Origin of the sequence: Aeromonas sp. s10 (genome assembly GCF_040907975.1) — a bacterium.
Lineage (GTDB): Bacteria > Pseudomonadota > Gammaproteobacteria > Enterobacterales > Aeromonadaceae > Aeromonas > Aeromonas caviae.
This window is the reverse complement of record NZ_JBFOCV010000045.1, coordinates 1-22,356: the sequence shown is the minus strand read 5'-3', so window position 1 is coordinate 22,356 and position 22,356 is coordinate 1. Positions and strand designations below refer to the sequence as shown.

Here is a 22,356-nt window from a genome sequence, read left to right as displayed (position 1 = left end):
CCACGACTGCCAACATGGGGGTGCAGTGTAACCCGAGCCGCAACCAGGATGCAGCCCCCTGTGTCACGGACAGCAAAACGGGGCCCGCAGGCCCCGTTCATCACGCTGTTTGCCGCGCTCAGCGACCGTGGTACCGGGCGGAGAGCTCATGCACCGCGTTGACGAACACGCCGGCATGTTCCGGGTCCACATCCTGATGGATGCCGTGCCCCAGGTTGAAGACATGACCGTTGCCATGACCGAAACCGGCCAGAATGGTGGCGACCTCTTCGCGGATCCGCTCCGGGGTGGCGTAGAGCATGGAGGGGTCCATGTTGCCTTGCAGCGCCACCTTGTCGCCGACCCGGCGTTTGGCGTCCGCGATGTCGGTGGTCCAGTCCAGCCCCAGGGCATCACAGCCGGTGGCGGCGATCTGCTCCAGCCACTGGCCGCCGTTCTTGGTGAACAGGGTGACCGGCACACGGCGGCCCTCATGTTCACGGATCAGGCCATCGACGATCTTGTGCATGTACTGCAGGGAGAAGTCGCGGTAATCGCGCGGGGTGAGCACGCCGCCCCAGGTGTCGAATACCATGACCGCCTGGGCACCCGCCCTGATCTGGGCGTTGAGATAGCTAATCACGCTGTCCGCCAGCTTGTCGAGCAGCAGATGCAGGGTCTGCGGCTCTGCATACATCATCTTCTTGATCTTGGTGAAGGCCTTGGAGCTGCCCCCCTCCACCATGTAGGTGGCCAGGGTCCAGGGGCTGCCGGAGAAGCCGATGAGCGGCACGTCGCCCTTGAGCTCGCGGCGGATGGTGCGCACCGCATTCATCACGTAGCCGAGCTCGTCTTCCGGATCCGGGATGGGCAGGGCCTGCACGTCGGCCATGGAGGTGATCGGGCGCTCGAAGCGCGGGCCTTCCCCATGTTCGAAGTAGAGGCCCAGCCCCATGGCATCGGGCACGGTCAGGATGTCGGAGAAGAGAATGGCGGCATCGAGTGGATAGCGGCGCAGGGGCTGCAAGGTGACTTCACAGGCCAGCTCGGCGTTGCGACACAGGGACATGAAATCCCCCGCAACGGCGCGGGTCGCCTTGTATTCCGGCAGATAACGGCCAGCCTGACGCATCATCCATACCGGGGTCATGTCCACTTCCTGGCGCAGCAGGGCACGCAGGTATCGATCGTTTTTCAGCTCTTTCATCCCAGTTCCTGAGTCATGTCACGCATAAAATGGCGGACATGATACCACTTTGTGCAAGGCTGAGGGCGACCCTGACGCCGCACATCGCCGCAGGAGTGCAAAGATGTGAGGGGGCGCATACAAGCGCCCCCGTTTTCCCTCAACGCGCCTCGGCGAGGCACTGTTCGATGAGCCGGCGCGCTATGGTGCCATGAGGGGGCAAGCGCGGCAGCCGGTCAGCCTCAAAGAAGCCTGCCGCCACCAGTTCGTCATCCTGCACCCGGATCTCGCCGTTCTCGTAGTCGGCGGTGAAGCCCATCATCAGGCTGTGGGGGAAGGGCCAGGACTGGCTCGCCACGTAACGCACATTGGTCACCCGGATGCCGCTCTCCTCGAACACCTCCCGCGCCACGCACTGCTCCAGATTCTCCCCTGTCTCCACGAAGCCGGCCAGCACGGTATACATGGGATCATCCGCCTGATAGTGACGGCGGTGGGCTGCCAGCAAGATGGCCGGCCCCTTGCGCACCGCGACGATGATGCAGGGGGAGATGCGCGGATAGACGACATGGCCGTGATGACACCCCTGGGCCCACTCCCCTTCCCTCGGGGTCATGGGGGCGCCGCACTCACCGCAGAAACGATGGGTTCGGCGAAAAGTGGCGAGCTGCCAGGCCCGTCCTGCGAGGCGAAAGCCCTCTTCGTCCCCCGCCACCATGAGCTGGCGCAGCGGGGCCATGGCCCCGGTCTCCGCCTCCGCGCCCAGATCCAGCAGATGGCAAGGCAGGCCGTCCCACTCGTCGAAGCGCTCGAAGGGGGCGGTGTGCAGATGGGTGGGCAAAACGGCGCGGGGCCCTTGTGGAATGCGCCCCTGTTCATCCAGCAGGACGAGGTGATCGCCCCCCAGCACGAACCAGAAGGCCTGTTCAGTTGATGACATATGATGAAGGCTCTTGTTGAGAATGCGCGCGGCACAGGATCGTTTGCCTCATATTACGAGCGGGAAGGGCCGATGGCGACCCCCGACATGGCCCTCTTCTCGCCAGACACACCATGAAAAAAGGCCGCCTCTGGCGACCTTTCATCCTGTTGACCGCCCGGGCGATCAGTTCATCCAGCGCTCGCTGCTCTTGCGACGGCGCGGGAGCATGGGCAGGAGGATCCCGAGCAGGATGCCGCCCCCCACCATGGCACCACCGCGGATGAACCAGTCCATCTGCATGTCGTGCTCACGGTTGTCATAGCTCTGGGTCAGGGCGTCGTTCTGTTCCTTGAGGCTGCTCATCTCGGCGCTCTGGCTGTCCAGACGGGCTTTGAGGCTGGCGATCTCCTTGCTCTGCTCGGCGATCTTGCCATCCTTCTCGGCGAAACGTTTCTCGTTGTCGCCATTGAGGTTCAGCAGACGGGCCTTGGCTTCGTCCAGCTCTTTCTGAACCTGGGGAAGGCGTTCACGCAGGCTGATCTCCCCCTGCAGCTCGCTGTTCTTGATCCAGCCCTCGCGGCCACGACCGTCCACCACCTGGGTGAATCCGGCCTCCTGGTTCACCGCCTTGACCTCCAGCGGCTCACCGGCCTTGACGCTGCCGAGGATCCGGTACTGGGTACCCGGACCGTTGTGGATATAGGTAAAGATGTTGTCTGAAACATAGCGGGTATCGGCCAGTGCCTGTTGGGCACACAAGCAGATCAGGATCCCGAGAAGGGCGCGCATGGTCGATCGATTCTCTTCGTTGGATTAGGTTGCAGGCCGAATGTTAAGCCGCCTGCGGGTCAAAGGACAAGCAAAGAAAAGCGCCATCTCCCCGAGTGAGAGCTGTCTCGCAGCGCCGCCGGTTTACGACGCGACCATTCCAGACGTCGCACCTACTTCTGTTTCAGCGCCTGCACCTCGGCGCGCAGGGCCTTGAGCTCTTTGAGCAGTTGCGCCTGCTGCTCGCTCTGCTGGCGTCGCCACACAGCGGTGTCGTCGTTGGTCTTGCCGGGATGGACGAACAGGCTGGCCATGAAGCCGCTGAGGGCGCCAAACAAACCCACTCCAAAGAGGATCAGCAGGCTGGCGACGAAGCGCCCCTCCTCCGTCTTGGGCACCAGATCCCCGTACCCCACGGTAGAGAGGGTCACCAGCGTCCACCAGAAGGCATCGTAAGGAGTCTGGATCTGGCTGCCGGGTTGCCCCGTTTCCAGCCAGTACATGACGCCGGAGCCGACCCCCAGCAACAGGAAGAAGAGGAAGAGAATGCCGGAGAGGGTGGTTTCGTTGCGTTCACGACGGAACATGGCCAGCAGATCCGGTCTGTCCCGGAGCAACTGGTAAACCCGCCACAGCTGGATGAGCCGCGCCCAGCGCAGTTGTTCCACCATGGGCAGGCTGCCGGGCAGATAGAACCAGTTGCTCTTGAAGAAGGCCATCCTGTCGGAGGCGCGCGCCCAGCCATAGGCGAAGTGAGCGAGGAAGAAGTAGCAGATCAGGCTGTCGACATCATAAAAGAGCTGCAAAGTCTGGGAGCTCAGTTCACCGTGCCCCAGCCAGCGAGCAGCCACCAGGCAAACCGAAATCACGGAGAGAAACCCCATCAGCAGATCCATGGTACGCAAATGAGTTAAGTGATGTCGCATACATTTTCCAACTTTAAGCACGGTGCAAATTAATAAAAAGGAAGATAATGCCGATAGCTATGACGGCAAAGGAATAATGGACGTTGAAAGGAGAAAAATTATGCAGTTGAACCCGCTGGAGAGGCGCATGAGCAACATCCGACTGGTGCCCAAGGTGGTGCTGCTCATGGTGTTCAGCACCCTGCTGCTGCTGGCCAAACTCTGGTTCGATGCCAGCAACCTGGAAGCGACCCTGCTCAGCGAGGGCATTGATGCCGCCATGGCCAACACCATCGCCGATCGCCTGCTCTGGACCGGGCTGGTGGAGACGGCGCTCATGGGGGTCGTCTTCGTGGTGCTGCTGCTCACCGGCTCCCGCCTCATGGTCAAGCAGGTCCACTACCTGGTGGGGCTGCTGGAGCGTTTCGCCAACAAGGATCTCAGCCACAGCGTGCTGCTCAAGTCCCGGGACGAGTTCGGCGACATCGCCAAGGCGGTGGCCCACTCCCAGGAGAACCTCAAGGAGGTGTTCGGGACCCAGCGTGCCGCCTGCAAGGAGCTCAACGAGATCGCCTCCCAGGTGACTCTCTGCATGGATGAGGCGAACGAGGCCATCAACGAGGAGTTCACCCAGATTGAGCAGCTTGCCAGCGCCATGAGCCAGATGGTAGGTGCCATTCGAGAAGTGGCCAACCACGCGGAGCAGGCGTCCCACGCCACCGCCGAAACCAGCCAGCTGGCCGAGGAGGGCAGCCGCTGCGTGGCGGCTACCGTCAACACCATCGACACTCTCTCCGGCAACATCCAGCGCTCCTCCACCGTGGTCAACGAAGTGGAACACGGGGTCGATCGCATCGGCTCCGTGGTGGACACCATCCGCAGCATCTCCGAGCAGACCAACCTGCTGGCCCTGAACGCCGCCATCGAGGCCGCCCGCGCCGGTGAGGCGGGTCGCGGTTTTGCCGTGGTCGCCTCCGAGGTGCGCGAACTCGCGAACCGTGCCCAGGCGGCCACCGTCGAGATCCAGAAGATGATCGAGCAGCTTCAGGGCAACGCCCGCCAGGCCGTCGGCCTGATGGCCGAGAGCGTGCAGCAGGCGGACAAGGGGGTAGAGCAGGTAACTCAGGCTGGTACCCAGCTCGACACCATAGTGCAGCGGGTGCAGGGAGTGGCCGACATGAACCGCCAGATCGCCGCCGCCTCCGAGCAGCAGAGCTCGGTGGCCGAGGAGATGAATGCCAACCTGGAGCAGGTCAAACAGGTGGTGGAAGGCTCCGTCGTGGTGCTGCGGGAGCTGAAAGATGCCTCCGAACTGGTGGAACACCACAGCCAGACGCTGGACAGCCATATCCAGGCCTTCAAGCTGGCCTGATGCTGGCGCCCATCGTCAAACCTTCAGGCTGGCCTGAGGTCGTGATTTGAGTACACTGGAAGGCCCCCTTAGGGGCCCTTCTTTTTTCATCACGGCAAGGAGCCAGGATGCAGACCACAGAACGTGCGCTTGAGATAAGCGACGACAAGGGACGCCTCGACGTCCCGCTCATTCACCGTTTCCTCAGTGAAGAGGCCTACTGGTGCCTCGGCATTCCCCTCGCTACCCTGCAGCGGGCCATCAACCACTCCCTGTGCTTCGGAGCCTATCTCGACGGCCAGCAGGTCGCCTTCGCCCGGGTCATCACCGACAAGGCAACCTTCGGTTATCTCGCCGACGTCTTCGTGCTGCCCGAACATCGCGGGCGCGGTCACAGCAAGGCCCTGGTGGCAGCCATCCTCGCCCACCCGGAGCTGCAAGGGCTGCGCCGTCTCTCCCTCGCCACCTCCGATGCCCACGGCCTCTACGCCGGTTTCGGTTTTGTGCCGCCGAGAAGCCCCGGCAGCCTGATGGAAATCTACGACCCCAAGATCTACCGGCGTCCCTGAGCCCGGCCGATCGCCAGATCCGTCGCCGGATCACCTTCCGGGCAGCGGCGCTGTGACGCCAGCGCCCGGGAGTGCTAGATTGGCAGCCGGCATTTCACTCTCCCTGCAGACTCGTCAACCACAAGGATGGCAACCGTGGCCCAGCACTCTCCCTCTTTCTCCGCCTTCTCTCCCTTGTTGCAGGAGCAGGCCCTGCGCCACTGGCAGCGGCTGCTCGCCCTGGCGCCCCAGTATGACGCACTGCCCGAGCCCACCCGCCAGACCCTGCTGACCCTGCTCGGCCTCTCCGACTTTGTCGCCGACTCCCTTATCAAGCAGCCGGGGCTGCTGGCCGAGACCCTGGCATCGGACGCACTGACCCGGGCCGAGCGCTGGCCCGCCTATGAACCTGAGCTCGCAGCCCTGCTCGCCGAGGTCGCGGACGAGGAGGCGCTCAAGCGCATCCTGCGCCAGTTCCGCCGCAGCCGCATGCTGGTGATCGCCTGGCGCGAGCTGCTCGGGGAGTCAGAGGTCGAAGAGAGCTTCATCCATCTCACCAAGCTGGCGGATGCCCTCATCTGTGGTGCCCGCGACTGGCTCTATGCCAAACAGTGCAGCGAGCTGGGCACCCCCATGGACGGCGATGGCAACCCCCAGCCGCTGCTCATCCTCGGGATGGGCAAGCTCGGCGGCGGCGAGCTCAACTTCTCCTCGGACATCGACCTTATCTTCACCTTCCCCGAGAACGGCTACACCGTTGGCGGTCGGCGGGAGCTCGCCAACCAGCAGTTCTTCATCAAGCTGGGGCAGCGTCTCATCAACGCCCTCCACCAGCCCACCCAGGATGGTCAGGTGTTCCGGGTCGACATGCGGCTGCGCCCCTTTGGCGATGCGGGGCCGCTCGCCATCTCCTTCGCCGCCATGGAGGACTACTACCAGCATCACGGCCGCAACTGGGAACGCTACGCCATGGTCAAGGCGCGGGTGCTGGGCCCCCAGTGCGAACACGCCATGGCCCTGACCGAACTGCTGCGCCCCTTCGTGTTCCGCCGCTATATCGACTTCGGCGTCATCGACGGCCTGCGCCAGATGAAGGCGATGATCGCCGCCGAGGTGCGCCGCAAGGGACTGGAGGGCAACATCAAGCTGGGGGCCGGGGGCATTCGCGAGGTGGAGTTCATCGCCCAGGCGCTGCAACTCATCCGTGGCGGGCGCGAGCCCGCCCTGCGGGTACGCCACCTGCCCGAGGCGCTGGCCGCCATCGCCCAGGGGGGGGCCCTGGAGGGGAGCCAGTGCGAACGCCTGCTCACCGCCTATCGCTTCCTGCGCCGGGTGGAAAACATCTTGCAGGAGATCGGCGATCAGCAGACCCAGACTCTGCCCACCGAGGATCGGGATCGCCAGCGGCTCATCGCCACCCTCGGCTTTACCGACTGGGACGCCTTCATGGCCCACCTCGATGAGGAGATGGCCGCCGTCCATCAGGAGTTCGTCGCCGTGGTGGGGGAAGAGAAGGAGGCCCCCGCCCACCTGGAACAGCTCTGGCTCGATCTCTGGCGCACCGAGCTCGATGCCGCCGAGCTGGAAAAACTGCTGACCATGCAGGGAGTGGTGGAGCCCGCCCCCCTCTGCGCCGCCCTGCTGCGTTTCAAGGAGGAGTACAAGCGCCGTCAGGTGGGGCCCCAGGGGCGCATCGCCCTGGACTGGCTGATGCCGGAGCTGCTGCGCCTGGTGGTGGCGAGCCGCGAGCCCGCCCGCCTGTTCGAGCGAGTCTGCACCCTGCTGACTCGCATCTTCACCCGCAGCGCCTATCTGCAACTGCTGGCGGAAAACCCCGCCGCCCTGCGCCAGCTGGTACGCCTGTGTGACGAGAGCAACCTGGTGAGCGAGCAGCTGGCCCGCTACCCCATCCTGCTGGACGAGCTGCTGGATCCCCAGCACCTCTACCACCCCACCCCGCTGGATCAGTACAAGCCCCAGCTGCGCCAGTTCCTGCTGCGCATCCCCGAGGAGGATGTGGAGCAGCAGATGGAGGCGCTGCGCCAGTTCAAGCAGGTGCAGCTCCTGCGCATCGTCGCCGCCGACATCGCCGGCGCCCTGCCGCTGATGAAGGTGAGCGACCACCTCACCTGGCTGGCGGAGGCGATCACTGAGGAGGTGGTCAATCAGGCGTGGGCCCAGATGAGCGAACGCTACGGGGTGCCGCCCGAGGTGGCGGTGAGCGGCCAGCGCGGCTTTGCGGTGGTGGCCTACGGCAAGCTGGGGGGCATCGAACTCGGCTACGGCTCGGATCTCGATCTGGTGTTCCTGCACGGCGGCGACCCCAACAGTTACACCGATGGCCGCAAGCCCATCGACAGCCGCCAGTTTTACCTGCGCCTGGCCCAGCGGATCCTGCATCTGTTCAGCACCCGCACTCCGTCCGGCATCCTCTACGAGATCGACATGCGGCTGCGCCCCTCCGGCGACTCAGGCCTGCTGGTCTCATCGCTGTCGGCCTATGAGCAGTACCAGCAGCAGGAAGCCTGGACCTGGGAGCATCAGGCCCTGGTGCGAGCCCGTCCCATCTATGGCGATGATACCGTGGTCGCCGAATTTGCCCGCATCCGCCGCGACGTGCTGGCCAAGGAGCGGGATCTGCCCACCCTGGCCCGCGAAGTGCGGGAGATGCGCCAGAAGATGCGGGATCACCTGCTCAAGGCGGGAGAGGGAGAGTTCGATCTCAAGCAGTCCCCCGGTGGCATGGTGGACATCGAGTTCATCGCCCAGTACCTGGTGCTGGCCCATGCCTGCGGTGAGCCGGACGCCCTCACCCGCTGGTCAGACAATGTGCGCATCTTCGATGAGTGCGTGATGGCGGGGGTACTCACACTGGAGCAGGCAGAGGGGCTCAAGCAGGCCTATCTGGAGATCCGCAACCTCGGCCATCGCCTCAATCTCTCGGAGATCTCCCGCAAGGTGGGGGACGATCAGTTGCCGCGAGAGCGGGGCCATGTGCTGGCGGTCTGGCAACAGCTGCTGGGATAATAAGCAGAAGGGGCGCCATGGCGCCCCTTCTCGTTGACGAGAGGCTTGTTGAAGATGACCTAGCGCCCACCTGCCACATCAATGAAGGTGCCGGTGGCATAGGAGGCCTCGTCCGACAGCAGCCAGGCGATGGCGGTCGCCACCTCACGGGGTTCGCCGCCCCGTTGCAGCGGAATGGCCCCCTTGATCCTGTCCACCCGGCCGGGCTCGCCGCCGTCGGCATGCATGTCGGTGTAGATGAAACCCGGACGCACCCCGTTGACCCGGATCCCCTGGGCCGCCAGCTCCAGCGACAAGCCTCTGGTCAGCACGTCGACTGCCCCCTTGGCGGCGGCATAATCCACGTACTCCCCGGGGGAGCCCAGCCGGGCAGCGGCCGAAGAGACGTTGACGATGGCGCCCCCTGCCGTCATGCGGCGCACTGCCTCGCGGCAGCAGAGAAAGCAGCTGGTGACATTGGTGGTCAGAGTCTGGTTGATGCGCTCTGCGCTCATCTCCAGCACCCGCATCTGGGGCTGCAACCTGCCGGCGTTGTTCACCAGGTGGGTAACGGGGCCGAGCCTCGCGTCCATCTCCTCGAACAGGCGCACCACCTCGGCCTCCACGCTGACATCGGCCTGCACCGCGATGCACTCGACCGGATGGGTGGCCAGGATCTCGGCCACCACCGCCTCGGCGGACGCCCTGTCCTGACGATAGTTGAGACAGAGATGGTAACCCTGCGCCGCCAGATAGCGGGCTGTCGCGGCCCCGATACCTCTGCCACCGCCGGTGATCAGCACCCGTTTGTTCATGAACCCTCCTGGTTCCCGGTTTCGAAGACTATTTCGCATAGTACCTCATGTTGCCGACCACACCTCGTCCCGTAACGCCCGGCACCACAGCAAAGAGCCCGCACGGGGCGGGCTCTTGATGACAACAACGGGAGGGTGGCTATTTGAACAGGCCCTTGAGCAGCTGGTCCGCCACCCCCTTCACCCCTTCGTTGTCGGCCTTGTCACCCAGCAGCTTCTTGAGACCGCGCTCGGCCTCCTTGCGGGCCTTCTCCTCCAGCACCTTGTTGTTGCTGAGCAGTGCCTTCACGTCGAGCTTGTAGCTCGGCGCCTGCCAGTGGCCGCCGATGCGCACCGGTATGGTGATGTCCTTGAGCTCGTCCACCGTCTTGCCCCCCTGTCCCTTGCTGCTCTCCACCACGGAGGTGAGGAACAGGAAGTCGAGGGTCTCCGGCACCAAGGCGGTCTGGCCCTGCCCCTTCACCCGCAGGGCGGGGGCAAAGAGCTGGATGTCGTCGCTCCTGGCAATCCCGTCGGCAATCTGGAAGCTGGCGGTGAGGGCGCTGAAATCGGTCTTGCGCACCTCCTTCACCTGATCCGCTCCCTTGCCGGTCAGGGTGGCCCGCGCCTCGCGGATCATCTCCGCCAGGTTGATGCCGTGCAGGGCACCGTCGCTCAACTTGAGGTTCACCTTGCCCTGCATCCGGCTGCGCAGCGCCTGCTCGGAAAGACCGCTACCCTGCACCTCCACCTCCAGATCCCCCTTGCCTTCCAGCAGGTCGGTCTGGGCCAGGGTCTGCAGCAGGGGCCGCACTTCGACTCCCTGCACCCGCTTATGCACCTGATAGCGGGCCGGCTGCTGACGGGCATCAAGCACGCCGCTGGCGGTCACCTGGCCGCCGGCCACCCCGGCGCTGAACTGCTTGAGGGTGAGCTGGCCACCGGCCAGGGCCAGTTGCAGATCGACGGCGCTCAGATCCAGCCCCTTGAGGCGCAGGCTGCCCAGTTGCAGTCGGCCAGCCAGGTCCACCGACTTGAGGGCGGTAAGATCCGGTTCGGCCGTGGAGAGCGCCCTGTTGGCGGGCACGGCGGTCTGTGTCGGCGTTCCGGCCGGTGCAGCCGCTCCCGAGGTGGCGGCCACAGGTGCAGCCTTGGCCGGTTGACCGAGCCAGCCGTCGAGATCCAGCTTCTCCCCCTTGAGGTCAAAGTCCACTTTGGGAACGGCCCCCAGACGAACGGCGCCGCTGCCGCTCAGCAGAGCATCATCCACCCCCATCACCAGGTTGCTGAGGGTGACGGCCTGCTTGTCCAGCTCGGCGCGGGCAAAGCCAGCGAGTTTGAGCTGCATCTGCGGGCGCGGCAGGGCATCGCCGCTCAGCTTGGCGGCCAGCACGGCATCCGACAGCTCCAGCAGTTGCCGGTTTTCATCGAGGCGCGCCTTGAGGGTCCCCTCCAGCGTACCGGCCAGGGTCGGCTTGTCCGCCGCCCCCTGTGCCCCGCTGAGGCTAAGGCTCAGACTGCTCCACTCCCCCAATGCCAGCCGATCGGCCTTGAGGGAGAAAGCATCCAGCCGCTGGGTCGGCTGGTTCAGGCTGCCGCTGAGATTGAGATCCTTAAGCTCGCTCTTCATGGCCTCCCGGGCCGGTTTGAGCTGGGCCTGACCCTTGAGATCAAAGGCCAGATCCCCCTGTGCCCCCTTGGCCGCCAGGGTCACCGGTACCCACTCCCCCGGGGTCAACTGCCCCAGATCGAGATCCAGCCTGTCGAGCCGGGAGACGGTACCGCTGCGGTCGTCCCGCACCAGGGCGCTGGCATCCACCAGCGCGATGCCTTGCAGGCTGATCTGCCAGGGCTGTTTGTCACTGGCGGCTGGGGGCGTCGTTGCGGCGGGCTCGGAGGTCGCCTCCCCCTTGGGGTCGGCGGAGGCCTGGAGTAGATCCCTCAGGTTGGAGCTGCCGTCAGCCCTGGTCTGGATAAACAGATGAGCGCCGCTCAGGGTCACCTTGCCGATCTCAAGTCGGTGGGAGAGCAGCGGCAGCAAGCCTACCGAGGCCTCACCCTGCTCGAATCGCACCAGGTCGGGCTCGGCAAAGCCGGCGGGGTTGCGTAGCGCCACCTTCTCGAGGGAGAGGCCCAGGCTTGGCCAGAAACGCCAGCCGATATCCCCTTGTATCACCAGCTCGCGGCCGGTGCTCTTGCGCACCTGCTCCGCCAGCTGGGGCTTGAACTGGTTGGGATCGATGAGAGACACCAGGGCGGCGATGGCCACCACGGCCGCCAGCGCCAACCCCAGCAGGATGTAGATGATCTTCTTCACGATGGACTCCTTGAATGCGGATCTTGTGGCTGACTATACCACCGGGGGGATGACAGATGGGGCCCGTCTGCCAAAACGGGCCAGCGGCGAGACAGGGATGGTCGCAGCTAGTGCAGCCAGCGCAGCTCTTCCAACGCGCGGCAATAAAAAGGGCCCCGCAGGGCCCTGATGATAGTGGATGGCTGGCGCCCGTCTCGCCCGGATCAAGGCTGACGCGGCAGCTCCCTGTAGCCCATCTCGTACAGGGTGAAGGCATAGATGTCCGCACTCTGCTCGATAAGTTTGGCCACCGGCGTGCCCGCCCCGTGCCCGGCATTGGTCTCGATGCGGATGAGCTGGGGATGGGGGCCGGCATTGTCGGCCTGCAGGGTGGCGGCAAACTTGAAGGAGTGGGCCGGCACCACCCGATCGTCGTGATCCGCCGTGGTCACCAGGGTCGAGGGGTAGCTGACCCCGGGCCGGACGTTGTGCAGGGGCGAGTAGCCCTTCAGGTAGTCGAACATCGCCTCGCTGTCGGCGCTGGTGCCGTAGTCATAGGCCCAGCCCGCCCCGGCGGTGAAGGTGTGGTAGCGCAGCATGTCGAGCACCCCCACCGCCGGCAGGGCGACCCGCATCAGATCCGGCCGCTGGGTCATGACCGCCCCCACCAGCAGACCGCCGTTGGAGCCACCTCGGATCGCCAGCCGATCGGTGCGGGTGTAGCCCTCGGCCTTGAGGTACTCGGCCGCCGCGATGAAATCGTCGAACACGTTCTGCTTGTTCTGCTGGGTGCCCGCCAGGTGCCAGGCCTGGCCGTACTCGCCGCCCCCGCGCAGGTTGGCCACCGCATAGACGCCCCCCAGATCCAGCCAGTTGGCTACCGACACGCTGAAGCTCGGGGTCAGGCTCACGTCGAAGCCGCCATAGCCGTAGAGGATGGTCGGGTTGCTGCCATCGAGGTTCAGCCCCTTGCGGTAGCTGATGATGAGCGGCACCCGGGTGCCGTCCTTGCTCTGGTAGAAGCGCTGCTCGGAAACGTAATCCTCCGGTTTGAACGGCGCCGCCGAGGCGCGATAGAGGCTGATGGCGCCGCTCTTGGGCTCGAACCGGTAGAGAGTCGGCGGCTGGGCATAGTGCTCGAAGCCGAAGTAGAGGGCGGGATCGTCGTGCTTGCCGTTGAAGCCACTGACGCTGCCAAGGCCGGGCAGCGCCACCTCGCGCACCCGCTTGCCTTCGTAGTCGAACTGCTCGACCCGGGCGGTGGCATCCACCATGTACTCGGCAAACAGATAGCCGCTGCCGCTGTGTACCGTCAGCACCTGCTGACGCTCGGGGATGAGATCCCGCCAGCGCGCCGGACCCGGGTTGGCGGCATCCACCGTCACCAGCCGGCCGTTGGGGGCGTCCCGGTTGGTCAGCAGATAAAGGGTGCCGCCCTGGTTGTCCACCAGGCTCACGTCCGCATCCAGATCCCCCTGCACCGTCAGCAGCGGCGCGTTCTCCTGGCCCAGATCCTTCACATAGAGGCGGTTGCCGGAGGTGGAGTTCGCCGCCGAGATGAGCAGGAAGCGGTCATCTTCGGTGACGGTCGCCCCCACGTAGCGGTGGTGCTGGGCCGGGATGGCGCCGAACACCAGCCGGTCATCCTCCTGCGCCGTGCCGAGCCGGTGGAAATAGACCTTGTGCTGATCGGTCCTGGCCGACAGCTCGCTGCCGTCGGGCTTGTCGTAGCTCGAGTAGAAGAAGCCCTCGTTGCCGAGCCAGCTGATGCCGCTGAACTTCACGTCCCTGAGGGGCGCCTCCAGCGGCTGCTTGCTCTCTACGTCCATCAGGTGGATCTCGCGCCAGTCGCTGCCGGCCAGCGACAAGGAGTAGGCCAGGATGCGGCCATCGCGGGAGAAACTCAGCTGATCCAGCGCCGTGGTGCCGTCGGGGCTGAGGGTATTGGGATCGAGGAATACCTCCGCCGGCTTGCCCTCCAGCTGGCGCCACAGGACGTTTTGGTTCTGCAGACCGTCGTTCTTGAAGAAGTAGTGGTAGCGCCCCTCGCGAAACGGCGCCCCCTCCTTGGCGTAGTTCCAGGAGGCGGCCAGCTTCTCCTTGATGGCGGCGCGATACGGGATCTGCGCCAGGTAACCCTGAGTCACCCGGTTCTGGGCCTTGACCCAGGCCTCCGTCTCGGGGCTGCGGTCATCCTCCAGCCAGCGATAGGGGTCGGCCACGGCCTGGCCGAAATAGTGATCCACCTGCTCACCCTGGCGGGTGACCGGGTAGTGAAGGCGCGTATTCCCTGACATGGCATCCTCTCTGGTTGGCTGGCCGCTGCACGCACAGAGCAGTGACAGGGCCAGCAGGCTGACAATGGCTCGCATCGAGGCGGCTCCCTGCGGTTTGAGTGAGCGGGCAGGTTAACAAAGCGCGCCGGATGGCCCAACCCCCCGACCGGTGGCAGAGGGTGGCCCGCCGACACGGGGGAGCCATATGAATTTTTTCGCTTAAGTTTGCCGCTTTATTTTGTTTGTTATCCGGCCCTTGGGTCACAGGATGGAATAAGACACCAGCCAACGTGAGCCATTCAGGATAAAGCATGCCGTACAGCTACCTATCACATCTACGTTGCAGCAAGACCGGCGAGATAGTGAATGCCGATCAGCCCCAGCAGTTGAGCCCGGTCGGTGCCCCCTTGCTGGCCAGTTACGACCTCGAGGCCCTGAAACAGGCCTGGCACCCGGCCGCTCTGCTGGGGCGCCCCGCCAGCCTGTGGCGCTACCACGAGCTGCTGCCGGTGCGCGACCCCGCCCAGGTGATCACCCTGGGGGAAGGCTTCACCCCTCTGCTGCCCCTGCCCGCTTTCGGCAAACAGATCGGCATTCCGGATCTCTGGATGAAGGATGAGAGCATCATCCCCACCGGTTCTTTCAAGGCCCGCGGCGCCGCGGTCGGCGTCTCCCGCGCCCGGGAGCTCGGCATCACCCACTTCGCCATGCCCACCAACGGCAACGCCGGTGCGGCCTGGGCGCTTTATGGCGCCCGCGCCGGCTTGCGCAGCACCATAGTCATGCCCCAGGCGGCACCCGCCATCACAAGACTGGAGACCTCGCTGGCCGGTGCCCGCCTCTATCTGGTGGATGGCCTCATCAGCGACGCCGGTCGCCAGGTGGCCGAGGCGGTGGCCGAGCAGGGGCTGTTCGATGCCTCCACCCTCAAGGAGCCCTATCGCATCGAGGGCAAGAAGACCATGGGGCTGGAGATAGCAGAGCAGCTCGGCTGGACCCTGCCGGACGTCATCCTCTACCCCACCGGCGGCGGGGTTGGTCTCATCGGCATCTACAAGGCGCTGCGGGAGTTGCAGGAGCTGGGCTGGGTCAAGGGGCCGCTGCCGCGACTGGTGGCGGTGCAGGCGAGCGGCTGCGCGCCCATCGTCCAGGCCTGGCAGCAGGGGGAGCGCGAATCGCGCTTCTGGCCCGATTCCCAGACCCTCGCTTTTGGCATCAACGTGCCCAAGGCGCTGGGGGACTTTCTGGTGCTGGACGCCCTCTATCGCACCGAGGGGTGCGCCGTCGCGGTGGACGATGGCGCCATCCAGCGCGAGATCCGTCAACTCGCCGCGCGCGAAGGCAGCTTCGTCTGCCCGGAAGGGGCGGCCGCCTTCGCCGCCGCCCGCCAGCTGCGGGAAGCTGGCTGGATACAGGGGGGCGAGCGGGTGGTGGTGCTCAACACCGGCGCCGGCATCAAGTACCCTGACGCCATCACGGTCGTGCCCCAGCGGCTGCGCCGCGACGGGAGGATCCCGGCATGAGCTTCGACTGGTCCTTTGTTCTCACTACCCTGCCGACGTTCGGCCAATCGGTCTGGGTCACCTTGCAGCTCGGCGCCATCGTGATCCTCACCTCACTCGCCGTGGCGCTGCTCAACGTGACGCTGCAAAGCCTGCACAAGCCCTGGCTGAACGGAGTGATCCGCGCCTATGTGGAGCTGGCCCGCAACACGCCGCTCTTGATCCAGCTGTTCTTTCTCTACTTCGGGCTGCCGGCGCTCGGAATCTCGCTCTCCGGCTTTGCCACGGCGGTGATCGCCATGACCTTCCTCGGCGGCGGCTACCTGACCGAGGCGCTGCGGGCAGGGGTGCAGGCAATCCCCCCCAGCCAGCTGGAAGCGGGCCGGGCCATCGGCCTCTCCCGCTGGCAGCTGCTGCGCCACGTCCAGCTGCCCCAGGCCTGGCTCGCCAGCTTGCCGGCGCTGTTTGCCAACTTCATCTTTCTGCTCAAAGAGACCACGGTCGCCTCGGCGGTGGCGGTGCCGGAACTGCTCTACACCACCAAGAACTACATCGCCCTCTACTACAAGACCTACGAGATGCTGGCGGTGCTGACCTTGATGTGCGTGCTGATTTTTCTGCCGCTCTCCCTTGCCCTGCGCGTCGTTGAAAGGAGGCTGCAACATGGTCAGTTCGGTCATTGAGCAACTGATGAAGGCACCTATTGTCCTGCAGCCGCCGTCACTCGCCACCCATGCACAAGAAGGGAGGGATCACTATGGCCAGTCCGGTCACTGAACAGTTGGCGCAGGCGCTGCCGCTGCTGGCGGTGGGCGCGGGTCAGACCCTCGCCATCTCCCTGCTCGCCATCCTGTTCGCCACCCTGGGCGGGGTCGGTTACGGCGTGCTGGCCCAGCAAGGGGGAAGGCTGACTCGGGGAGTGCTGCGGGTCTATCTGGAGCTGTTTCGGGTGGTGCCCGTGCTGGTCTGGCTCTACCTCTTCTTCTTCGGGCTGCCGATCTTCTTTGGCGTAGACATCCCGGCCTTCTGGTGCGCCGTGCTGGTGCTGGCCCTGTGGGGGGCCAGCGAGGTGGGCGAAGTGGTGCGCGGCGGCCTGGGATCCCTCGCCCGCGGCCAGCAGGAGGCTGGCCTGGCGCTCGGGCTCTCCCGCTGGCAGCTCTATCGCCACGTGCTGCTGCCCCAGGCGCTGCAACGGCTGACGCCGCCGACCATCAACATCTACACCCGCATCATCAAGACCAGCTCCCTGGCGGTGCTGATCGGGGTGGTGGAGGTGATCAAGGTGGGCCAGCAGATCATCGAGCGCACCTATGGCTCGCTGCTTATCTACGGTCTGCTGTTCCTGTTCTTTTTTCTGGTCTGCTATCCGCTCTCGCTCGCCTCGCGCCGGCTGGAGCAACAATGGGGTAACGCGGTATGACACCTCTGCTTGAGCTCAATGCTGTCAGCAAACAATTCGGCCAACACCGGGTACTGGATGAGGTCAGCCTCACGGTGAACCCGGGGGAAGTGATCGTCATCCTGGGGCCGAGCGGCTGCGGCAAGAGCACCTTGCTGCGCACCCTCAACGGGCTCGAACCCATTCAGGGGGGCGACATTCGCTTCGACGGAGAGTTGCTGGATGCCAGCACCGACTGGCAGCGGCTGCGCCAGCGCATCGGCATGGTGTTCCAGAGCTATCACCTCTTCCCCAACCTGACGGTGCTGGAGAACGTGCTGCTCGGCCCTGTGCAGGTGCAGAAGCGGGAGCGGCAGGAGGCCCTGCTGCAGGCGGAGCAGCTGCTGACCCGCATCGGTCTGTGGGAGCGGCGCCATGACTATCCGCGCCAGCTCTCCGGCGGCCAGCAGCAGCGCATCGCCATCGTGCGGGCCCTGTGCATGAACCCCCAGGTGATGCTGTTTGACGAGGTGACCGCTGCGCTGGATCCCGAGATGGTGCAAGAGGTGCTGGAGGTGATCCGGGATCTCGCCGGCAGTGGCATGACCCTGCTCATCGTCACCCACGAGCTGGCGTTCGCCCAGGCGGTGGCCGATCGCATCGTCTTCATGGACGGCGGCCACATCCTGGAGCAGGCCGCCCCCCATCAATTTTTCGACAATCCCAGGAGCCAGCGTGCCCGCCAGTTCCTCGCCAAGTTTTCTTATACAACTGTCAGCAAACGAAAGGAGTCAGCATGAAGATAATTACCTCGGTCCTGTTTAGCGCCCTCATCGGCCTGGGCCTCGCCAGCGGCGCCGCCCAGGCAGAAGACGGTTCCCTCGCCAAGATCAAGGCCCGCGACAAGCTCATCGTCGGTGTCTTCACCGACAAACCGCCGTTTGGCTATGTGGACGAGAAGGGCAACTACGTCGGCTTTGACACCGATCTCGGCCGCCGCTTCGCCAAGGATCTGCTGGGGGACGAGAACAAGGTCGAGTTCGTGGCGGTGGAGCCCGCCAGTCGCATCCCCTTCCTGCAGAGCGACAAGGTGGACCTGATCCTCGCCAACATGACGGTCACCCCGGAGCGGCGGCAGGTGGTGGACTTCACCAACCCGAACCTCAAGGTCGCGGTGCAGGTGCTGGTGCCGGAAGGCAGCGACGCCAAGAAGCTCGACGATCTGGCCGGCAAGCGGCTTATCGTCACCACCGGCACCACGGCCGACATCTGGCTGACCCGCAACCACCCGGACTGGAAGGTGCTCAAGTTCGAGAAGAACACCGAATCCCTGCAGGCGCTGGCCCAGGGCCGTGGCGATGCCTATGCCCAGGACAACCTGGTGCTGTTCAGCTGGGCCAAGGAGAACCCGGGCTATCGGGTGCTGCCCGAGAAGCTGGGCTCGGAAGACCCCATCGCCCCGGCGGTGAAGAAGGGCAATATCGAGCTGCGGGACTGGGTCAACGACCGTCTCGCCAAGCTGGGGGAAGAGAAGTACCTGCTCAAACTCTACGACCAGTATGTGCGCGACAAGCTGAGCGCCGATACCGATCCCAACGACGTGATAGTGGAAGGAGGCAAGTGGCAGGGTTGAGCCCTGCCCCCACAGCAGTGCTGAGTGTGAAGTGTGTGATCTTTGGTTCCGTTGGTCTGCAAACCGCAAGGTTTGACCTTTCCAGGCGCCCCCTCCAGGTGGCGCCTTTTTTTTGTTTGCAAGACCCCGGCAGGCGGGACACCCGCTCTGTGAGCCAGCTCCCCCTGCCCCGGGATGCCCTGTGCCATCCTCACTGAAACGGCAGCGGGAGGAGAAACCCATGTGGATAGAGGCCGAGCCCGTCTACGGCGCCCTGGTGTCCCTGGCCATCGGGCTCATCATCGGGCTGGAGCGGGGCTGGCAGGTGCGCCAGCTCGGAGACAACCAGCGCATCGCCGGGATGCGCACCTATGGCCTCATCGGTCTGCTCGGCGGGGTCTGCGCCCTGCTGCTGCCCACCCTGGGCGCCTGGCTGGCCCTGCTCGGTCTGCTGACCGTGGTGACGGGGTGCGGCCTCTCGGTCTGGCTGGCCCAGCGCTGGCAGGGGGAGTTCGGCCTCACCAGCTCGGTAGCCATGGTGCTCACCTACCTGCTGGGGCTGATGTCGGTGCTGCAGAGCCCGAGCGAGGCGGTGGCCTGCGCCGTGCTGGCGGCCCTCCTGATGGGGCTCAAGGGCAAGATCCAGCAGGGGATGCTGTTCTTGAGCGAAATGGAGTTTCACGCCACCCTGCGCTTTCTGCTCATCTCCCTGGTGCTGCTGCCGGTGCTCCCCGATACCGAGATGGGTCCCCTCAATGCCTTCAATCCCTTCAAGATCTGGCTCATGGTGGTGGTGATCGCCGGCATCTCGTTCTGTGGTCACTTCGCGGTGCGCCTGCTCGGCACCCGCTCCGGGCTGGTGCTCACCAGCATGCTGGCGGGGCTCGCCTCCTCCACCGCCCTCACCCTGCAATTTGCCCGCCTCAACAAGGAGCAGGGAGGGCTGGAGCGGCTGCTGGCCACCGGCATTCTGCTGGCGGGAGCCACCATGTGGCTCAGGCTGCTGGCACTGGTGCTGATCATCCACGGAGAGCTGGCGCTGCGTCTGGCCGCCCCCCTGCTGCTGCTGGCAGCCATCGTCTACGGCTTTGCCTTCTGGTTCTGGCGCCAGCGGGAAGAGATGCCGGACGGCCCGGTACAGCCCGAAACCCGCAACCCGCTGGATCTCGCCACCGCCATCAAGTTCGGTCTGCTGCTCGCCCTCATCGGCTTCATGGCCACCCTGCTGCAAAGCAAGGTGGGCAACTCCGGGGTCTATCTGCTGTCGCTGGTCTCCGGCATCACGGACGTGGACGCCATCACCCTCTCCCTCTCCCAGCTCGCCCAGAAGGAGCTGGCCCTGGAGGTGGCGGCCAGGGGCATACTGCTCGCCGGGCTGGTCAACTCCCTGGTGAAAGGGGTGCTGGCACTGGTGATTGGCGGACGCAGCCTGGGGCGGCGGGTCTTGCTCCCCTACCTCGTCTCCATCCTGCTCATCCTGCCCCTTGTCCTGTGACGTGATGGCGTGATGACAGGATGACGGGGATCACCTGACGGGCCCGGCACTCTGACACCCCCTCCCCTTGTCGCGTATACTGCCCCCTCTTGCAGCAGGAGGAGATGACCATGGCAAGCGACTGGGACAAGGTATTGGCGGGGGGCGCCCTGGACAGCCAGAGCGAGGAGATAGCGAACGACCGCATTCGCGGCCAGGCGCTGCTGAGCCGGCTCAACGCCTCACCGGCGGGGGATCACGTCCTGCGCCAGCAGATCTGCCGCGACCTCTTCGCCCACTGCCCCGACTCCTGCTGGATCAGCACCCCCTTCACCTGCGAATTCGGCCGCAACATCCACATCGGCGAGAAGACCTTCTTCAACTTCAACGTCACCATACTCGACGTGGGCGAGGTGCACATCGGCAACCATGTGCTGCTGGCCCCCAACGTGCAGATCTACACCGCCACCCACGCCATGGATCATCTGGAGCGACGCAACTGGACCGCCTACAACAAGCCGGTGCGGATAGGCGATGACTGCTGGATTGGCGGCGGGGCCATCATCTGCCCCGGCGTCACCATAGGGCCCCGCTCCATCATAGGGGCTGGCGCCGTGGTCACCCGGGACATCCCGGCCGACTCGGTGGCGGTGGGCAACCCGGCCCGGGTGATCCGCACGCTACACCCGGGCGAGACCCGGGATCCGGCGTGCCTGTCATGATGGCCCTTGCCCTGCTGCCCCTGGGTTGGGCAGGCTGGCTCGGCCTGCACGATGCCAACTGGTGGCCGCTGGCCCTGATCCTGCTGATGAGCCTGCTGACCCTGGTCGTCTACGCCTGGGACAAACGCCAGGCCATTCGTGGCGGCTGGCGCGTGCCCGAGGCCCGCCTGCATCTGCTTGAGCTGTGCGGCGGCTGGCCTGGCGCCCTGGTCGCCCGCCAGTGGCTGCGCCACAAGACCCAGAAAGGGAGCTACCGCCTGCGGTTCTGGGCCATCGTCTGGGGGCAGTTGCTGCTGCTCGGGATCTGGCTCGGCTGGCCGATCTGGCAGGGGATCTGAGCCGACGCGCTGACAATGCCCCTGTCAGCCCAGTTACCCACGGGTCAGACAGGGGGGCTGCACAATCGCCCCTCCACGACAGGCAATGCAAGCAAGATGAATCGGGAACTGCATGACATGCCAGGAAAGGCCCCGCGCCCATCCCCCCGCACACCATGCCAATCGAATACGGCACCTCGTACGACGCCCATCCATATGGAGGGCACAAAGCATGAATAGCCGATTGAAAATGACTCCCATAAAATTGTATCAAAACATGTCTGAGGGGAATTTAGCAAGATCCATTCAGAGTTGGTTCATCAAAACCAGTTAAATAAAAAAGCACTTTGAATGCTTTGAATGCATCGCACAATATAATTTGTTACAGGATATTTCAGACGGAAATACAAGTAATTCCATTCAGAATTAATTCATACTGAAAACCAGCGCAAAGGAATAACAAAAGTACATTTTTATAATGCTGGTCGTGATTAATATCGTGGGTTATTATTCGATCACATTATAGAGTTACCAAACACAGCCGCCTTAAAGATCGTCTCACATACTTTTTCGTTGGCACGTTGCCACATCCTTGCATAGCTGTAACTCGCCCCCTGTTTATGATTGCCCAAGCCCTCAAGCTTGCTCCAAAAATATAAACCTAGAGGACCTTGCTATGACAAAGATGTTACGGTCATATGTCGCCCTATTCTTCTCATTTTTATTACTGGGTTGTAATGGTAATAACAATGACTCATCTACTGTAATACCGCCAGATATCTCTATATCCGGATTGCAGATCACCCCCGCCGTTTCCTCCCTGCCGGTTGGCTTGAGTGAACCACTCAAAGGGGAAGTCATTCTGTCCGATGGCCAGGTGCTGGATGTCACTGCTGATGATGCCGTGAGCTGGCGTTCCAGCGACCCGGCCGTTGCCACCATCAGCAGCAGTGGCACCGACAAAGGCAGGGTGACCGGCGTGTCCGCAGGAACCGTCACCATCACCGCTTCCGGTGAAGCCAATGGCCAATCCTTCAGCGCGACTGCCGAGGTGACGATTACCAATGCCATCGTAACCCAGCTACAGATCACCCCCGCCATTTCTTCTCTGCCGGTTGGCTTGAGTGAACCACTCAAAGGGGAAGTCATTCTGTCCGATGGTCAGGTGTTGGATGTCACTGCTGACGATGCCGTGAGCTGGCGCTCCAGCGACCCGGCCGTCGCTACCATCAGCAGCAGTGGCACCGACAAAGGCAGGGTGACCGGCGTGTCCGCAGGAACCGTCACCATCACCGCTTCCGGTGAAGCCAATGGCCAATC

At 64.3% G+C, this 22,356-nt stretch carries 19 protein-coding genes; 12 read left to right on the top strand and 7 right to left on the bottom strand.

Translation table 11 applies throughout. The features are described from left to right. Positions 1 to 118: 118 nt before the first annotated feature. From hemE to AB5Y59_RS16785, 4 genes are all read right to left on the bottom strand, one after another. Positions 119 to 1,186 carry a uroporphyrinogen decarboxylase gene (gene hemE / locus AB5Y59_RS16800; RefSeq protein WP_042016218.1) on the bottom strand — a complete coding sequence of 356 codons (1,068 nt, stop codon included), beginning with the start codon at positions 1,184 to 1,186 and terminating at the stop codon, positions 119 to 121. A 139-nt stretch (positions 1,187 to 1,325) separates the two neighbouring features. Beyond that, entirely contained in the window at positions 1,326 to 2,105 is a 780-nt protein-coding gene (gene nudC / locus AB5Y59_RS16795) for an NAD(+) diphosphatase (RefSeq protein ID WP_279981892.1), read from the bottom strand. Positions 2,106 to 2,270: 165 nt separating this feature from the next. Next, positions 2,271 to 2,876: a TIGR04211 family SH3 domain-containing protein gene (locus AB5Y59_RS16790; protein WP_010675664.1), complete on the bottom strand. Its 606-nt coding sequence runs from the start codon at positions 2,874 to 2,876 to the stop codon at positions 2,271 to 2,273. A gap of 152 nt (positions 2,877 to 3,028) precedes the next feature. Then, the gene (locus AB5Y59_RS16785) at positions 3,029 to 3,781 is read right to left on the bottom strand and encodes a potassium channel family protein (RefSeq protein ID WP_104452269.1); all 753 of its coding nucleotides are present in this window, start codon (positions 3,779 to 3,781) and stop codon (positions 3,029 to 3,031) included. A gap of 100 nt (positions 3,782 to 3,881) precedes the next feature. On the opposite strand from AB5Y59_RS16785, the gene AB5Y59_RS16780 reads away from it, so the two are divergent. The 3 genes from AB5Y59_RS16780 to glnE all read left to right on the top strand — a co-directional run bounded on the left by AB5Y59_RS16780 (position 3,882) and on the right by glnE (position 8,686). After that, positions 3,882 to 5,132 (top strand): methyl-accepting chemotaxis protein, encoded by a 1,251-nt coding sequence (locus AB5Y59_RS16780; RefSeq protein ID WP_010675666.1) that lies wholly within the window; start codon positions 3,882 to 3,884, stop codon positions 5,130 to 5,132. A gap of 107 nt (positions 5,133 to 5,239) precedes the next feature. Next, positions 5,240 to 5,680 carry a GNAT family N-acetyltransferase gene (locus AB5Y59_RS16775; RefSeq protein WP_368212396.1) on the top strand — a complete coding sequence of 147 codons (441 nt, stop codon included), beginning with the start codon at positions 5,240 to 5,242 and terminating at the stop codon, positions 5,678 to 5,680. Between the two features lie 135 nt (positions 5,681 to 5,815). Next, positions 5,816 to 8,686 carry a bifunctional [glutamate--ammonia ligase]-adenylyl-L-tyrosine phosphorylase/[glutamate--ammonia-ligase] adenylyltransferase gene (gene glnE / locus AB5Y59_RS16770; RefSeq protein ID WP_235671678.1) on the top strand — a complete coding sequence of 957 codons (2,871 nt, stop codon included), beginning with the start codon at positions 5,816 to 5,818 and terminating at the stop codon, positions 8,684 to 8,686. Between the two features lie 59 nt (positions 8,687 to 8,745). Here glnE and AB5Y59_RS16765 read toward each other — a convergent pair whose 3' ends face one another. The 3 genes from AB5Y59_RS16765 to AB5Y59_RS16755 form a co-directional block, all read right to left on the bottom strand. Then, a complete protein-coding gene (locus tag AB5Y59_RS16765; RefSeq protein WP_043154840.1) occupies positions 8,746 to 9,480 on the bottom strand; it encodes an SDR family oxidoreductase in 735 nt (244 codons plus the stop codon). A gap of 139 nt (positions 9,481 to 9,619) precedes the next feature. Beyond that, positions 9,620 to 11,776: an AsmA family protein gene (locus AB5Y59_RS16760; RefSeq protein ID WP_043154842.1), complete on the bottom strand. Its 2,157-nt coding sequence runs from the start codon at positions 11,774 to 11,776 to the stop codon at positions 9,620 to 9,622. Between the two features lie 203 nt (positions 11,777 to 11,979). Further along, positions 11,980 to 14,127: a prolyl oligopeptidase family protein gene (locus tag AB5Y59_RS16755; protein ID WP_043154844.1), complete on the bottom strand. Its 2,148-nt coding sequence runs from the start codon at positions 14,125 to 14,127 to the stop codon at positions 11,980 to 11,982. 215 nt (positions 14,128 to 14,342) lie between these two features. On the opposite strand from AB5Y59_RS16755, the gene AB5Y59_RS16750 reads away from it, so the two are divergent. The 9 genes from AB5Y59_RS16750 to AB5Y59_RS16710 form a co-directional block, all read left to right on the top strand. Then, a complete protein-coding gene (locus AB5Y59_RS16750) occupies positions 14,343 to 15,554 on the top strand; it encodes a threonine synthase (protein WP_043154845.1) in 1,212 nt (403 codons plus the stop codon). Next, positions 15,551 to 16,216, top strand: a complete 666-nt coding sequence (locus AB5Y59_RS16745) for an amino acid ABC transporter permease (protein ID WP_368212394.1) — start codon at positions 15,551 to 15,553, stop codon at positions 16,214 to 16,216. Before AB5Y59_RS16750 ends, AB5Y59_RS16745 begins: the two co-directional genes overlap by 4 nt. A 74-nt stretch (positions 16,217 to 16,290) precedes the next feature. Next, entirely contained in the window at positions 16,291 to 16,953 is a 663-nt protein-coding gene (locus AB5Y59_RS16740; protein ID WP_323884691.1) for an amino acid ABC transporter permease, read from the top strand. Further along, positions 16,950 to 17,711, top strand: coding sequence for an amino acid ABC transporter ATP-binding protein (locus AB5Y59_RS16735; RefSeq protein ID WP_368212392.1), 762 nt, complete (start codon positions 16,950 to 16,952; stop codon positions 17,709 to 17,711). The genes AB5Y59_RS16740 and AB5Y59_RS16735 overlap by 4 nt, the downstream gene beginning before the upstream one ends. Beyond that, positions 17,708 to 18,544 carry a transporter substrate-binding domain-containing protein gene (locus tag AB5Y59_RS16730; RefSeq protein WP_039040560.1) on the top strand — a complete coding sequence of 279 codons (837 nt, stop codon included), beginning with the start codon at positions 17,708 to 17,710 and terminating at the stop codon, positions 18,542 to 18,544. Before AB5Y59_RS16735 ends, AB5Y59_RS16730 begins: the two co-directional genes overlap by 4 nt. A 220-nt stretch (positions 18,545 to 18,764) precedes the next feature. Further along, on the top strand, positions 18,765 to 20,018 hold the full coding sequence (locus AB5Y59_RS16725) for an MgtC/SapB family protein (RefSeq protein ID WP_109112177.1): 1,254 nt from the start codon (positions 18,765 to 18,767) through the stop codon (positions 20,016 to 20,018). Positions 20,019 to 20,128: 110 nt separating this feature from the next. Continuing rightward, entirely contained in the window at positions 20,129 to 20,719 is a 591-nt protein-coding gene (locus tag AB5Y59_RS16720; RefSeq protein WP_368212390.1) for a sugar O-acetyltransferase, read from the top strand. Then, positions 20,716 to 21,057, top strand: coding sequence for a DUF1294 domain-containing protein (locus AB5Y59_RS16715; RefSeq protein ID WP_368212388.1), 342 nt, complete (start codon positions 20,716 to 20,718; stop codon positions 21,055 to 21,057). The genes AB5Y59_RS16720 and AB5Y59_RS16715 overlap by 4 nt, the downstream gene beginning before the upstream one ends. Positions 21,058 to 21,712: 655 nt before the next feature. After that, the coding region (locus AB5Y59_RS16710; protein WP_368212386.1) for an Ig-like domain-containing protein at positions 21,713 to 22,356 on the top strand (644 nt) is incomplete at its 3' end.

Bases quoted from the DNA above. Each gene is read 5' to 3' on its own strand.
- AB5Y59_RS16780 (WP_010675666.1), top strand. From the start codon at position 3,882: ATGCAGTTGAACCCGCTGGAGAGGCGCATGAGCAACATCCGACTGGTG.
- AB5Y59_RS16740 (WP_323884691.1), top strand. From the start codon at position 16,291: ATGGCCAGTCCGGTCACTGAACAGTTGGCGCAGGCGCTGCCGCTGCTG.
- AB5Y59_RS16765 (WP_043154840.1), bottom strand. From the start codon at position 9,480: ATGAACAAACGGGTGCTGATCACCGGCGGTGGCAGAGGTATCGGGGCC.
- AB5Y59_RS16750 (WP_043154845.1), top strand. From the start codon at position 14,343: ATGCCGTACAGCTACCTATCACATCTACGTTGCAGCAAGACCGGCGAG.
- AB5Y59_RS16755 (WP_043154844.1), bottom strand. From the start codon at position 14,127: ATGCGAGCCATTGTCAGCCTGCTGGCCCTGTCACTGCTCTGTGCGTGC.
- AB5Y59_RS16720 (WP_368212390.1), top strand. From the start codon at position 20,129: ATGGCAAGCGACTGGGACAAGGTATTGGCGGGGGGCGCCCTGGACAGC.
- AB5Y59_RS16735 (WP_368212392.1), top strand. From the start codon at position 16,950: ATGACACCTCTGCTTGAGCTCAATGCTGTCAGCAAACAATTCGGCCAA.
- AB5Y59_RS16790 (WP_010675664.1), bottom strand. From the start codon at position 2,876: ATGCGCGCCCTTCTCGGGATCCTGATCTGCTTGTGTGCCCAACAGGCA.
- AB5Y59_RS16730 (WP_039040560.1), top strand. From the start codon at position 17,708: ATGAAGATAATTACCTCGGTCCTGTTTAGCGCCCTCATCGGCCTGGGC.
- nudC (WP_279981892.1), bottom strand. From the start codon at position 2,105: ATGTCATCAACTGAACAGGCCTTCTGGTTCGTGCTGGGGGGCGATCAC.
- AB5Y59_RS16715 (WP_368212388.1), top strand. From the start codon at position 20,716: ATGATGGCCCTTGCCCTGCTGCCCCTGGGTTGGGCAGGCTGGCTCGGC.
- AB5Y59_RS16745 (WP_368212394.1), top strand. From the start codon at position 15,551: ATGAGCTTCGACTGGTCCTTTGTTCTCACTACCCTGCCGACGTTCGGC.
- AB5Y59_RS16785 (WP_104452269.1), bottom strand. From the start codon at position 3,781: ATGCGACATCACTTAACTCATTTGCGTACCATGGATCTGCTGATGGGG.
- AB5Y59_RS16775 (WP_368212396.1), top strand. From the start codon at position 5,240: ATGCAGACCACAGAACGTGCGCTTGAGATAAGCGACGACAAGGGACGC.
- hemE (WP_042016218.1), bottom strand. From the start codon at position 1,186: ATGAAAGAGCTGAAAAACGATCGATACCTGCGTGCCCTGCTGCGCCAG.
- AB5Y59_RS16725 (WP_109112177.1), top strand. From the start codon at position 18,765: ATGTGGATAGAGGCCGAGCCCGTCTACGGCGCCCTGGTGTCCCTGGCC.